The organism is Leclercia sp. 119287, assembly GCF_009734485.1.
Classification (GTDB): Bacteria; Pseudomonadota; Gammaproteobacteria; order Enterobacterales; family Enterobacteriaceae; genus Enterobacter; species Enterobacter adecarboxylatus_C.
In genome coordinates this window covers 155,728-168,830 of record NZ_CP046445.1, presented here as the reverse complement: position 1 = coordinate 168,830, position 13,103 = coordinate 155,728, and the positions used below count along the sequence as shown (strand labels likewise).

Here is a 13,103-nt window from a genome sequence, read left to right as displayed (position 1 = left end):
ACATGAAGAATGTTGCGTATCAGCCTGTATTAACTATTGTCTCTTTAGGTGACACGTCAAGCCGGGTCGATTGAAATTTTTGTAATTTCAGGAGCAACAAGGGAGAGAACCGATGCAACGTTGTGGCTGGGTTAGCCAGGATCCGCTCTACATCGCCTATCACGATAAGGAGTGGGGCGTGCCGGAAACTGACGGAAAGAATTTGTTTGAGATGATCTGCCTTGAGGGCCAGCAGGCCGGATTATCCTGGATCACCGTGCTTAAGAAACGGGAAAACTATCGCCAGGCCTTCCACCGGTTCGATCCGGTTCTTGTCGCCGGGATGACCACTGCGGACGTCGACAGGTTAGTGCTGGATGCAGGCATTATCCGCCATCGTGGCAAAATCGAGGCCATCATTGGCAACGCCCGGGCTTACCTGGCGATGGAAGAGAACGGCGAGCGGTTCTGTGATTTCGTCTGGTCCTTCGTCGATAACACCCCGCAGGTGACCCAGGCGGCAACGCTGGCAGAGATCCCCACCTCTACGCCCGCCTCTGATGCCCTGTCGAAAGCGCTGAAAAAGCGCGGCTTTAAGTTCGTCGGCACCACCATCTGTTACTCCTTTATGCAGGCCTGCGGGCTGGTTAACGATCACGTCACCGCCTGCCACTGTCATCCTGGAGGTCAACATGATCCGCAAATGGCTCAGTGACGATGTCGAACCTCTGCTGACCCTCTGGCTGGAGAGCACCACCGTCGCCCACCCGTTTATTGATGCGCAGTACTGGCAGGAGAGCGAGGCGGTCGTGCGGGAAGTCTATCTGCCGTCGGCAGAGACCTGGGTGTGGGAAGAGGAAGGCCAGCTTCGGGGCTTCATCAGCGTGATGGAGTCGGCCTTTGTCGGCGCGCTCTTTGTCGATCCGGCGTATGCCGGAAAGGGGATCGGGCATGCGCTGATCCACCATGTGCAGCAGCGCTACCCGTCGTTAAGCCTGGAGGTTTACCAGAAGAACAGCCGGGCGGTGAATTTCTACCATGCTCAGGGCTTTCGGATTGAAGATAGCGCCTGGCAGGAAGATACCCAACACCCGACCTGGCTTATGAGCTGGCAGGCGGATCAAACGCCGTCAGCGTAAGCGTCGGCCCCTGATATTTTTCCAGCCACGCCAGCGCGGTATTCCCCGCACAGCCGTTCCCCAGCTTCGAGCTGGGGAGATCTTTGGTCAGCACGTTGACCGCCCCGTTCTTACAAATTCCGCCATTTTCAGCATCCAGGTCCGGCCACGCCCCCTGATGAATGCAGATCACGCCCGGCTTGATGCCATCGCTGACCACCGCCCCGGCCAGCACCTGACCGCGATGGTTCCAGACGCGCACCACGTCGCCATCGGCAATGCCGCGCGCTTTGGCATCATCCGGGTGTAGCGTCACCGGCTCGCGCCCGGCCACTGCATACTGCTCGCGCAGTGAGGAGTAGTTCAGCTGGCTGTGCAGACGGTGCGCCGGGTGAGCAGACAGGATCTGCAGCTGCTCCGGCTCGCCGTTACCATGCCATTCGTCCGGCTCCAGCCACATCGGGTGCGGCGGACAGTCGGCATACTGGTAGCTGGCGATACGCTCGGAGTGGATCACAATTTTGCCGCTCTCGGTTTTCAGCGGATGGCTCCCGGGATCGCGACGGAAATCAGCGAAGCGCACGAACTTCGCGTTCTCGTCAGACTCCGGCATTTCAACGATGGCATTGGCTTCCCAGAATTCGGCAAAGGGTGCCAGCGTCACTCCCTGTGCCGCGCCGCGCTGCCCGGCAATCTGATAGAAGGTCTCAAGCCACTCCAGATCGGTTTTGCCCTCGGTAAAGCGCTCACCGCCGCCCTGCTCCCAGCGCTCGCTCAGCTCGGCAAATACCTCAAGATCGTCACGCGCTTCATCGCGCGGCGGCACGACCCGCTTCATCGGCACCATATGCTGGTTGCTGTAGTCGCCGGTCATGGTCATGTCGTTACGTTCAAACGAGGTGGTGGCTGGCAGCACGATATCGGCATGCTTCGCCGCCGCGGTCCAGAAGCACTCGGAGATCACCACCAGCTCCGGCTTTTGCCAGGCGCGGATCAGACGGTTAGTGTCCTGGTGATGGGTAAAGTTGGCGCCGCCCGCCCACCAGACGAAGCGAATGTCCGGGAAATGGCGATCCAGCCCGTTGTGCTGATAGAAGCCGCCCGGGTTTTCCAGCGCCTCCACGATGCGGGCGACCGGGAATTTATCCACCGCGTCCGTCCCGCCCTTGACCGAGCCCTGCATGGAGGCCAGCACCGCCGCGCGCCGCGTCGGGTTTCCGCCGTTGGCAAAGTGGTACGAAAGACCAAAGCCGCCGCCCGGGGTGCCGATCTGACCGAGCATCGCCGCGAGGGTGACCAGCATCCAGTGTTTCTGCTCGCCAAACTGCTGGCGCTGCATGCCCCAGCCGGACATCAGCATAGTGGTATTGCTGTGGAACAACGCTGCCAGTTCACGAATTTTCGCTGCCGGAACGCCGCAGATGCCGGCAGCCCAATCGGCGGTTTTGGCGACACCGTCCGTTTCCCCGGTCAGGTAGTCGGCAAATTTTTCATAACCGCTGGTACAGCGCGCGAGGAATTCCTCGTCCTGCCAGCCGTTCTCCACCAGCGTATGGGCGATACCGAGCATCATCGCCACATCAGTGCCCATATGCGGGGCGATCCACTCGGCGCTCTCGCCAAAGAAATCCATGGTTTCGGAGCGCATCGGATCGATACAGATCAGGCGCTTGCCGCTTTTACGCAGCGCGTCGAAGTACGGAATCCCCTGCTCGTCGCTGGCGTTCCAGGCTATTTTCAGGGTGTTAAGCGGGTTGGCACTCCACAGCACCACCACGTCGCTGTGCTCCAGCACCAGCGGCCAGCTGGTCTGCTGCTGGTAAACCTCGTTGCCGCCCACCACATAAGGCATGATGGCCTGTGCCGCGCCGGTGGAATAATCCCCCAGATGACCGGTGTAGCCGCCCGCCAGGCTCATATAGCGTTGAAGCAGGGTCGCCGCCTTGTGCAGCACGCCGTTCGAGCGCCAGCCATACGACCCGGCAAAAATGGACGACGGACCATAGTTCTCACGAATACGTTTGTGCTGCGCGTCGATAAGATCCAGCGCTTCATCCCAGCTGACGCGCACAAACTCATCCTGCCCACGCATGCCCTGTGGATTATCCGGCGACGCCAAAAAGCCCTTACGGACCATCGGCCAGCGCACGCGGGCTTTGCTGTGCACCTGGTCGCGCACTGCGGTTTGCAGGGAGTTAGGGTGCTGCGTCGGCAACGCGCCACGGGATGAGATCACCGTATCGCCGTCGGTTTCGACCAGCATGGGCCCCCAGTGGGCTGCCGTCAGAATGGTTTTTGTAGAAGTGGTCACAGCGTGTGCTCCTGGATTGCCGGTTGCAGGTTTTCTCAGCCTTCATTGAGACTGTTTATGATTTGACACAAATTTAAGAGTTATCCCCGGAATTTTCTCCGTAACTGCACGTCATAATCAACCGCCACGCCCGTCGTGGCAAAGAATAAAAAAGCTTAAGGAAAGAAGATGAAAAAAAGCGCACTTATGATTGCCGCCGTAGTCAGCGGCGCACTGGTTGTTTCAGGCTGCACCACCAACCCATACACCGGCGAACGCGAAGCGGGTAAATCAGGCATTGGCGCAGGCATCGGCTCCCTGGTAGGCGCAGGTGTAGGTGTCCTCTCCTCCTCGAAAAAAGATCGCGGTAAAGGCGCCCTGATTGGTGCCGCAGCAGGCGCCGCGCTGGGCGGCGGTGCCGGTTATTACATGGACGTGCAGGAAGCGAAGCTGCGCGACAAAATGCAGGGTACCGGCGTGAGCGTCACCCGTAGCGGCGACAACATCATTCTGAATATGCCGAATAACGTCACCTTCGACAGCAACAGCGCAACGCTGAAACCGGCGGGTGCCAACACCCTGACCGGCGTGGCGATGGTGTTGAAAGAGTACGAAAAAACCGCGGTGAACGTGCTGGGTTATACCGACAGCACCGGCAGCCAGGATCTGAACATGCGTCTCTCCCAGCAGCGTGCGGACGCGGTAGCCAGCGCGCTGATCACCCAGAACGTCGCGGCGACCCGCATCCGCACCAGCGGCATGGGCCCGGCGAACCCAATCGCCAGCAACAGCACGGCGGAAGGCAAAGCGCAGAACCGCCGCGTTGAGATCACCTTAAGCCCGGTGCAGTAAGTTTATTGCCGGGTGGCGGCTTCGCCTTACCCGGCCTGGAAAATCTCGCTCTGACTCCGTAGGCCCGGTAAGCGTAGCGCCACCGGGCATTTTCGCGCTAAGGTGTACGCACCAATAGCAAGGAAATCAGCGATGAGTAAATCAACACGGCCCACCATCAGCGACGTGGCGAAAGCCGCGAAAACCGGTAAAACCAGCATCTCCCGTTATCTCAACGGCGAAAAACACCTGCTTTCCGACGCGCTACTGGCCCGTATTGAACACGCTATTGCCGAACTCGACTACCGCCCGAGCCTGATGGCCCGGGGTCTGAAGCATGGCCGCACCCGTCTTATTGGGCTTATCATCGCCGATATCACTAATCCCTACTCCGTTAATGTCCTTAGCGGCATCGAAGCCGCCTGCCGGGAAAAAGGATTCACCCCGCTGGTGTGTAATACCAACAACGAAGTCGATCAGGAGCTGCACTACCTCGATCTGCTGCGCAGCTATCAGGTGGAGGGCATCGTGGTCAACGCCGTGGGGATGCGCGAGGAGGGGCTGAACCGCCTGCAACAGTCCGCCCTGCCGATGGTGCTGATTGATCGCAAAATCCCCGATTTCGCCTGCGATGTGGTGGGACTGGATAACACTCAGGCCGCCACTACCGCCACCGAGCACCTGATTGAACAGGGCTTTGAAGCGATCCTGTTCCTGAGCGAGCCGCTGGGAATGGTCAATACCCGCCGCGAGCGCCTGAGCGCCTTTCGCACCACCCTGGCCCGCTATGCCGGCGTGGTTGCTGAAAACGTCGAAATCCCCCTTCACGAGTCTGAGCAGCTGGACAACGCCCTGCGCCAGTTTCACACCCGCCATCGCGGGATGCGCAAGGCGGTCATCTCCGCTAACGGCGCGTTAACGCTACAGATCGCCCGTTCGCTGAAGCGCATTGGCCTGCACTGGGGCAGCGACATCGGTCTGCTGGGCTTTGACGAGCTGGAGTGGGCCGAGCTGGCAGGCGTGGGTATTACCACCCTCAAACAGCCCACCTGGCAGATTGGCTTTGCCGCCGTCGAGCAGGTAGTCCGCCGGATCAACGGTGCCGATGAGGCCGTGCGCGAGCAGGTCTTCTCCGGCGAACTGATCGTACGCGGTTCCACGGCGCGTTAAGTCCCCTTCGTGATGGCGATCATAAATCCAGCATACTGAACTTTTCTTTGGAACCGGTTCCATCTAGCGTAAAGAGTATCAGCTACGTGATGGAGTCCGCCAATGGGCAGAAAAATTATTGTTGTCACCGCCGCGTATGGCGCTGACAAGGTACGTGAGGCAGGTGGCCAGCGCGCCATGCTGCACGTGATCGCCGGCGCGGGTGCCGACGGGGTCGAGATCCGCCGGGAGTTATTCAGCGACGCCGAACTGGCGTCCCTCCCTACGCTTGCCGGATCCATTGAACTGCTTGGTCTGCTGGCCTGCTACTCCGCCCCCGATGCCCTCTTTACCCCGGACGGCACCCTCAATCCCATGCTGCCCCGCTACCTTGCCGAAGCCGCGACACTCAACGCCCTGTGGCTGAAAGTCTCTCTCGGCCACTTCAGCGATAAGCAGCAGCTCGATGCGCTGCGCGTCCTGCTCGATGAAACCGGCATGACGCTGGTGGTGGAAAACGACCAGACGCGCTGCGGCCAACTGGCCCCGATGCAGCGTTTCAAGGCGGCGTGCCGGGTGATGAATCTGCCGGTCACGCTGACCTTTGATATGGGCAACTGGCTGTGGGTAGGTGAATCTCCGGAGGAGGCCGCGAAGCATCTGGCGCCTGCGGTGAGCTATATCCACGTTAAAGCCGCCGTTCCCCATCAGCAACAATATCGTGCCGTGCCGCCGGATAACGACGATGCCCGCTGGCAGGCGCTGCTGGATCAGCTCCCCTCCGACGCCCCGCGCGGAATCGAATTCCCGCTGGAAGGACCAGACCTGACGGCTGTCACCCGTCACTACGTCAATTTACTGCGCGAGGAGTAATCCCATGCCGCACGCTCTGGATGTCATCACCATTGGCGAAGCCATGGCCATGTTTGTCGCCACCAAGACCGGCGAACTCAGTGCCGTCGACCACTTTCTCAAGCGCGTTGCCGGTGCCGAACTGAATGTCGCCACCGGGCTGGCGCGCCTTGGCCTGAAGGTGGGCTGGGTGAGCCGCGTGGGCAATGACAGCTTCGGTCAGTTTGTGCTCGACACCCTGAAAAAAGAGGGGATCGAAACCGCAGGCGTGACCCTGGACGACCGGTATCCGACGGGCTTCCAGCTCAAATCGAAAGTCACGGATGGAACCGATCCCATTGTGGAGTACTTCCGCAAAGGCTCGGCGGCCAGCCACCTGTCGGTAGAGGACTTCAACCCCATCTGGTTTACCGCGGCAAGGCATCTGCATCTGAGCGGCGTGGCGGCGGCGCTGTCTGCCAGCTCATACGCGTTGCTCGATCACGCTGCGGGCGCGATGAAGGCCGCGGGTAAGACCATTTCGTTCGACCCGAACCTGCGCCCGGTGCTGTGGAAAAGCGAAGCGGAGATGGTGGAAAAGCTGAACCACCTCGCCTTCCAGGCCGACTGGGTATTACCCGGCGTGAAAGAGGGCCAGATCCTGACCGGGGAAAAGACGCCGGAAGGGATCGCGGATTTTTACCTGAACCGGGGCGTGAAGTCGGTGATCCTGAAGACCGGGGCCGACGGCGCCTGGTTTAAAACCGCCAACGGTGAGCAAGGAGCCGTAGCGGCGGTGAAGGTCGAAAACGTCGTCGATACCGTCGGCGCGGGAGATGGCTTTGCCGTTGGCGTGGTCAGCGCCCTGCTGGAGGGGAAAACGCTCCATCAGGCTATCACTCGCGGCAATATCATCGGCTCGCTGGCGATCCAGGTTCAGGGCGACAGCGAAGGATTACCCACCCGGGAACAGTTAGGGGAATAATTCCCCGCCACATAATTAAGCCACCCTGTACCCTACAGACAGCGGCGGTTACTCCCTCAACCACAGAGGCAAGCCTATGAACAGTGCAACAAATGCAGTAAAACGCTGGTGGTACATCATGCCTGTCGTGTTCATCACGTACAGCCTGGCGTATCTCGACCGCGCGAACTTCAGCTTCGCGTCCGCCGCAGGCATCACCGAAGATCTGGGGATCACTAAAGGCGTCTCCTCGCTGCTGGGCGCCCTGTTCTTCCTCGGCTATTTCTTCTTCCAGATCCCCGGCGCGATTTACGCCGAACGCCGCAGCGTGCGCAAACTGATCTTCGTTTGCCTGATCCTCTGGGGGGCCTGTGCGTCACTCACCGGGGTAGTGAATAATATCCCGGCGCTGGCGGCCATTCGCTTTATTCTCGGCGTGGTGGAAGCGGCAGTTATGCCCGCGATGCTGATCTACATCAGCAACTGGTTTACCAAATCCGAACGCTCGCGCGCCAATACCTTCCTTATTCTCGGTAACCCGGTCACGGTGCTGTGGATGTCGGTAGTCTCCGGGTATCTGATCCAGTCCTTCGGCTGGCGCGAAATGTTCATTATTGAGGGCGTTCCGGCGGTGATCTGGGCCTTCTGCTGGTGGGTGCTGGTGAAAGACAAACCGGCACAGGCCAAATGGCTCTCTGAAGATGAAAAAGCGGCCCTGCAGGCGCAGCTGGATAAAGAGCAGCAGGGACTGAAAGCGGTGCGCAACTACGGCGAAGCCTTCCGGTCACGCAACGTGGTGCTGCTGTGCATGCAGTACTTCACCTGGAGCATCGGGGTTTACGGTTTTGTTCTGTGGCTGCCTTCCATCATCCGTAGCGCGGGCGATAACCTCGGTATGGTCGAGGTGGGCTGGCTGTCATCCGTGCCGTATCTGGCCGCGACCATCGCCATGATCGTGGTCTCCTGGGCGTCGGATAAACTGCAAAACCGTAAGCTGTTCGTCTGGCCGCTGCTGTTAATTGCTGCCTGCGCCTTTATCGGTTCCTGGGCGGTGGGCGCAAACCACTTCTGGGTTTCCTATACGCTGCTGGTGATCGCCGGTGCCGCAATGTACGCCCCTTATGGTCCGTTCTTTGCCATCATCCCGGAAATGCTGCCGCGTAACGTGGCGGGCGGCGCGATGGCGCTGATCAACAGCATGGGTGCGCTGGGCTCGTTCTTTGGTTCATGGTTCGTGGGTTATCTGAATGGCGCAACCGGCAGCCCGTCGGCCTCGTACATCTTTATGGGGGTGGCGCTTTTTGCCTCAGTGTGGCTTACTTTAATTGTTAAGCCTGCTAATAATCAGAACCTTCCCGTCGGCGCACGCCACGCCTGAACCCTTTTAAAATCAACGGAGATTAGCATGAAGCCGTCCGTCATTTTGTACAAAGCCCTGCCTGATGCGTTACAGCAGCGCCTTGAAGATCATTTCACCGTTACCCGGGTCAACAACCTGAGCCCGGAGACGGTGCAGCAACACGCTGACGCGTTCGCCGGTGCCGTCGGGCTGCTTGGCTCCAGCGAAAAAGTGGATGCCGCGCTGCTGGAGAAAATGCCGGCGCTTCGTGCAACCTCCACTATTTCGGTGGGCTATGACAACTTCGACGTCGATGCACTGAATGCCCGTAACGTCCTGCTGATGCACACGCCAACCGTACTGACCGAAACCGTGGCCGATACGCTGATGGCGCTGGTGCTCAGCAGCGCGCGTCGGGTGGTGGAAGTGGCCGAACGCGTTAAGGCCGGGGAGTGGACCAAAAGCATCGGCCCGGACTGGTTCGGCACCGACGTGCACGGCAAAACGCTGGGTATCGTCGGGATGGGCCGCATCGGCCTGGCGCTGGCGCAGCGCGCCCACTTCGGTTTCAATATGCCGATCCTCTACAACGCACGTCGCCAGCATAAAGAGGCTGAGGAGCGCTTCAACGCCCGCCACTGCGATCTGGATACCCTGTTGCAGGAAGCGGACTTTGTCTGCCTGATCCTGCCCCTCACCGATGAGACGCATCATCTGATGGGCAAAGCGCAGTTTGAGAAGATGAAGAAGTCCGCCATCTTTATTAATGCGGGTCGTGGGCCGGTGGTGGATGAGCAGGCGCTGATTGCAGCGCTGAAAAATGGTGAGATCCACGCCGCAGGGCTGGACGTGTTCGAGCAGGAGCCGCTGCCGGCCAGCTCAGAGCTGTTGAAGCTGCCTAACGTGGTGGCGCTGCCACATATTGGCTCTGCGACGCACGAGACGCGCTACAACATGGCAGCCTGTGCGGTGGACAACCTGATCGACGCCCTGCAGGGCAAGGTCGATAAAAACTGCGTGAATCCACAGGCCAAACCCTGAACGAAAAAAACCCGCCAGAGGCGGGTTTTTAAATTCTTGTAGCTGAGTTGGAAGCTTACAGGCTTACAACGTTACCAGCTGCTGGGCCTTTAGCGCCGCTTTCGATGGTGAAGGAAACTTTCTGACCTTCGTCCAGAGATTTGTAGCCATCGTTCTGGATAGCAGAGAAGTGTACGAACACGTCTTTAGAGCCATCGTCAGGAGTGATGAAGCCGAAACCTTTATCAGCGTTGAACCATTTTACCAGACCAGTCATTTTACCAGACATAGATATTACCTTTTTAAAAATTTGTTTTGCCTTCCGGCGCGATGATGGAATGTGTTACAGATTTTTAAGCGATGAAGGAAGGGTCACTACGAAGGGTATCTAAGGATAACGCATCTGGACTGCTTAACTAAACTGCTTTAGGTCTGTGTAACAAACCGACGAGGACTATTAAACATAGTTACGGGATCAAAGACAAGCTTTATTTTCTGGCAGAATAAAAAACCCGCTTTTCAGCGGGGTTTTTATTCTGGAAATGTGCGCGTCTGACGTTATTCCGTTGCGGCCATCGCCGCGCCCCAGGCCTGGCTAAACGCCTGGTGCTGTGCTGCAAGCGGCCCAATCAGCGTATTGTACTGGCTGGCCTGCTGCGAGGTCGGGAACTGGATGCCGTTCGAGACAAAGCTTACCTGGGTACCCTGCTGCGAAATATAATCCGCCACCTGTACCAGCTGCTGAGTGAAGATCTGCGCGGCCGGAATGAGTGGCTGCAGCGCATCGGCAGGTTTGGTCACCACCTTTTCATACACTTTGTCGAACACAGGTTTCAGGTCTTCGCCCTGTTTCAGCGCAGAGCGCGCGCCATCGGCCTGCATTTTGGCGTTCTGCAGCTGCTGGCCCAGCACACCCAGTGCGCCGTTTGACTGGCTCAGCGGCTCACGCTGGGTCACATAGTCCTGCGGGACGCGAATCGCATTCACGCTGTCCACCACCGGACGCAGACCGGCGTCCATCGCCTGATTCACCTGCTGTGAATAGCCGTACAAAATGGCATAGTCGGAAACGAAGGGACCAAACTGTTTTTTCTGATCCGCAGTCAGCGTTGGCAAACGCTCGCCACTGCGCATCGCAGTATTTTGCAGGAAATCGATAAACGCTTTGCGCTGATCGCCTTCCTTATCGAAACACCCACTCAGGCTAACCACCATTAATAACGCCGCAAGCGGCGCAAACCAGCGAGAGCAGGGCTTTCCTGTCGCCATTGTTATTACTCCTTTCACCCAAAAAAGCGCACACCGGCACAGGCGTGCCCGACGCTGACAAGAATAGTCCAGGTCAGGCCTGCAAGATACCCTTTTCATGTAAAACGGCTATTGCCATATAAATTCTTACGATTTACAAAAATATACCTGATGCTATTGCGCTACTGAATAATCAAGTCATTAGCACTGGTGCTCACACCGAAAACAAGCGAGCGAAACGTATCTCTCAAAATTAATCACGTACGTTACGATCTCCTGTCAGTTTTAGCGACTATTCTTAAATTGCTCTCTATGTTCACGATCCCGCAGTGTGATTTAAGAGGAGTCCTCAATGGAATTAAAAGATCCTATGTTCGATCTGCTAAGCAGTCTGGAACAGATTGTTTTTAAAGATGTACCGCAGACGGTGACCCGTTCGCAAAAGTCTAACCCCTTTACGGAATTTGAGCGCTTACGCAAAGGGACAGGGATGAAAACAGATGATTTCGCCCGAGCAATGGGTGTCAGCGTAGCAATGGTTCAGGAGTGGGAATCGAAAAGAGTGAAGCCCTCTATGACCGAGCTGAAGCTGATGAGTCTGATTCAGGCTAACCCGGCACTCCGCAAGCAGTTGACTGAATGAAGTTGTTTTTGCCCCCGCATTTGCGGGGGTTTATGTTTTTGTCACCGCCGTTCAGCACGCCACTCCCCGTCCAGCCATACCAGTTCATCCGTCAGGTTCAGCCCGTTGAGAAAATGATCGTCATGCGACACCACCAGCAGTGCGCCTGCAAAGCCTGCCAGCGCCGCCTCGATAGCCTGCGTTGAGGCCAGGTCCAGGTGGTTGGTCGGTTCATCAAGCAGCAACAGCTGCGTCGCTTCTTCCCGCCACAGAACGCAGGCAAGCGCTGCTTTTAACCGCTCGCCGCCGCTCAGCTCTGCCAGCGGCAGCGTAACTTTCCCGGCACCCAGCTGGAGTTGCGCCAACCGGCTGCGCAGCACGCCCTCCTCAAGCGGCGTGTTGTGCAGATTGAGATGGCTGATAACCGACAGCGTCAGATCCAGCTGCGATAAATGCTGGTCGAGGTACGCCGTGTTGACCGACACGCGGCAGGTCCCGGCGACGGGCGCGCACTCCCCGAGGATCGCTTTCAGCAGGGTAGATTTCCCGCAGCCGTTCGGCCCGCGCAGGGCCACCCGCCTCGGCCCGTCCATGCGCCAGGTGAGCGGCAGCATCGTGACATACGGCAGCACCAGATCGTCCAGCACCAGCACCTGTTTGCCCTCCGCAATCTGGCTGCCCGGCAGGGTAAACATCACCGGGTTTTCCTCTTCGACCCGCTCCCGCGCCTGATTGACCGCAGCATTCAACGCATCCTGTTGATCGTGATGCTGTTTGCGCCATGCGCCTGGACGCTCCTTTGCCGCCCCTTTATATTTCACGCGCTCAAACGAGGCGATATTAAGGGTATCCACCGTGCGCAGGGTTTTAGCCGAGCGGCGCAGGCTGTCGTCATGCTCTTTCTGCTGACGTGTGCGGGTGCGTTTGCGCTCGTGAGTTGCATGATCCAGCGCCGCTCGGGCAGCCTGCTGTTCCGCATCCCGCTGACGCTGATAATCGGCATAATTCCCGCCATAGCTGTGCAAACCGGAAGCGCTGAGTTCCAGTATGCGCGGCACCTGCGCCAGCAGCTCACGATCGTGGGATGCGACCAGCACGCCGCCGGTATGGCGGGCAAGCTGAGCGTAAAACCACTCCCGCCCCTGTCGGTCGAGGTGGTTGGTCGGTTCATCCAGCAGCAGATAATCCGTATTCGCCGTAAACGCGCCGCACAGCAGAGCGCGAATCCGCTCACCGCCGCTCAGTTCGGAAGCCGGTTTGTCGGGTGTAAACGTCGGAAGCTGCGCGTCCCTGAATGCCTCGCTCAGCCGTTCGGCGATATCCCAGAAACCCTCCAGGCGCTCCAGATCGTCAGGCTGGTAATCACCGCTATCGATCCGCGCCCGGGCCGCAAAGATATCCTCATAGCCAAGTAGCCCGGCCAGCGTGGTTTGCGGAGAAATATCGTGCTGTTGCGCAACATAGATATGCGTGCCGAAACGTTCGATATGACCGCTGGCGGGCTCGTCCAGACCGGCCAGCAGGCGCAGGAGACGGGTCTTACCACTGCCGTTGCGGCCAACCAGCGCGCAGAGCGACGACTCCAGCGAGAAATTCAGCGGACCAAAAAGGGTATCCCCCGTCGCAAACTGACAGGTGACCTGATGCAAAATAAAAGAAGGGGATTGCGCAAAATGAGCCATAAGCACTCCTGAATGAAATCAAAACATCCC

Annotated in this window: 13 protein-coding genes; 9 read left to right on the top strand and 4 right to left on the bottom strand. The window is 58.5% G+C overall.

What is annotated here, in order from left to right:
* The first annotated feature begins 112 nt into the window (after positions 1-112).
* Complete coding sequence (gene tag, locus GNG27_RS00805) at positions 113-694, top strand: DNA-3-methyladenine glycosylase I (protein ID WP_156262664.1); 582 nt, start codon at positions 113-115, stop codon at positions 692-694.
* Positions 672-1,118 (top strand): N-acetyltransferase, encoded by a 447-nt coding sequence (locus GNG27_RS00800; RefSeq protein WP_142487792.1) that lies wholly within the window; start codon positions 672-674, stop codon positions 1,116-1,118. Before tag ends, GNG27_RS00800 begins: the two co-directional genes overlap by 23 nt.
* On the opposite strand, the gene GNG27_RS00795 is transcribed toward GNG27_RS00800, so the two are convergent.
* The gene (locus tag GNG27_RS00795; protein ID WP_156262663.1) at positions 1,081-3,408 is read right to left on the bottom strand and encodes a molybdopterin guanine dinucleotide-containing S/N-oxide reductase; all 2,328 of its coding nucleotides are present in this window, start codon (positions 3,406-3,408) and stop codon (positions 1,081-1,083) included. The two genes, GNG27_RS00800 and GNG27_RS00795, sit on opposite strands and share 38 nt — an antisense overlap.
* 168 nt (positions 3,409-3,576) lie before the next feature.
* Between GNG27_RS00795 and GNG27_RS00790 the strand changes: the two genes are divergently transcribed.
* From GNG27_RS00790 to ghrB, 6 genes are all read left to right on the top strand, one after another.
* The gene (locus tag GNG27_RS00790) at positions 3,577-4,239 is read left to right on the top strand and encodes an OmpA family lipoprotein (protein WP_142487790.1); all 663 of its coding nucleotides are present in this window, start codon (positions 3,577-3,579) and stop codon (positions 4,237-4,239) included.
* 132 nt (positions 4,240-4,371) lie between these two features.
* Positions 4,372-5,388: a substrate-binding domain-containing protein gene (locus GNG27_RS00785; RefSeq protein ID WP_142487789.1), complete on the top strand. Its 1,017-nt coding sequence runs from the start codon at positions 4,372-4,374 to the stop codon at positions 5,386-5,388.
* Between the two features lie 102 nt (positions 5,389-5,490).
* On the top strand, positions 5,491-6,240 hold the full coding sequence (locus tag GNG27_RS00780; RefSeq protein ID WP_142487788.1) for a sugar phosphate isomerase/epimerase: 750 nt from the start codon (positions 5,491-5,493) through the stop codon (positions 6,238-6,240).
* Positions 6,241-6,244: 4 nt separating this feature from the next.
* A complete protein-coding gene (locus tag GNG27_RS00775; RefSeq protein WP_156262662.1) occupies positions 6,245-7,183 on the top strand; it encodes a sugar kinase in 939 nt (312 codons plus the stop codon).
* A 76-nt stretch (positions 7,184-7,259) separates the two neighbouring features.
* The gene (locus GNG27_RS00770) at positions 7,260-8,540 is read left to right on the top strand and encodes an MFS transporter (RefSeq protein ID WP_142487786.1); all 1,281 of its coding nucleotides are present in this window, start codon (positions 7,260-7,262) and stop codon (positions 8,538-8,540) included.
* Positions 8,541-8,567: 27 nt separating this feature from the next.
* Positions 8,568-9,542 carry a glyoxylate/hydroxypyruvate reductase GhrB gene (gene ghrB / locus GNG27_RS00765; RefSeq protein WP_156262661.1) on the top strand — a complete coding sequence of 325 codons (975 nt, stop codon included), beginning with the start codon at positions 8,568-8,570 and terminating at the stop codon, positions 9,540-9,542.
* A 55-nt stretch (positions 9,543-9,597) separates the two neighbouring features.
* On the opposite strand, the gene cspA is transcribed toward ghrB, so the two are convergent.
* Positions 9,598-9,810 (bottom strand): RNA chaperone/antiterminator CspA, encoded by a 213-nt coding sequence (gene cspA, locus GNG27_RS00760; protein ID WP_032615822.1) that lies wholly within the window; start codon positions 9,808-9,810, stop codon positions 9,598-9,600.
* A gap of 269 nt (positions 9,811-10,079) precedes the next feature.
* A complete protein-coding gene (locus GNG27_RS00755; RefSeq protein ID WP_142487784.1) occupies positions 10,080-10,790 on the bottom strand; it encodes a DUF3053 domain-containing protein in 711 nt (236 codons plus the stop codon).
* A 331-nt stretch (positions 10,791-11,121) separates the two neighbouring features.
* Between GNG27_RS00755 and GNG27_RS00750 the strand changes: the two genes are divergently transcribed.
* Positions 11,122-11,412, top strand: coding sequence for an HTH-type transcriptional regulator (locus GNG27_RS00750; RefSeq protein WP_142487783.1), 291 nt, complete (start codon positions 11,122-11,124; stop codon positions 11,410-11,412).
* A gap of 41 nt (positions 11,413-11,453) precedes the next feature.
* On the opposite strand, the gene GNG27_RS00745 is transcribed toward GNG27_RS00750, so the two are convergent.
* Positions 11,454-13,073 carry an ATP-binding cassette domain-containing protein gene (locus GNG27_RS00745; RefSeq protein WP_156262660.1) on the bottom strand — a complete coding sequence of 540 codons (1,620 nt, stop codon included), beginning with the start codon at positions 13,071-13,073 and terminating at the stop codon, positions 11,454-11,456.
* Between the last annotated feature and the right edge of the window lie 30 nt (positions 13,074-13,103).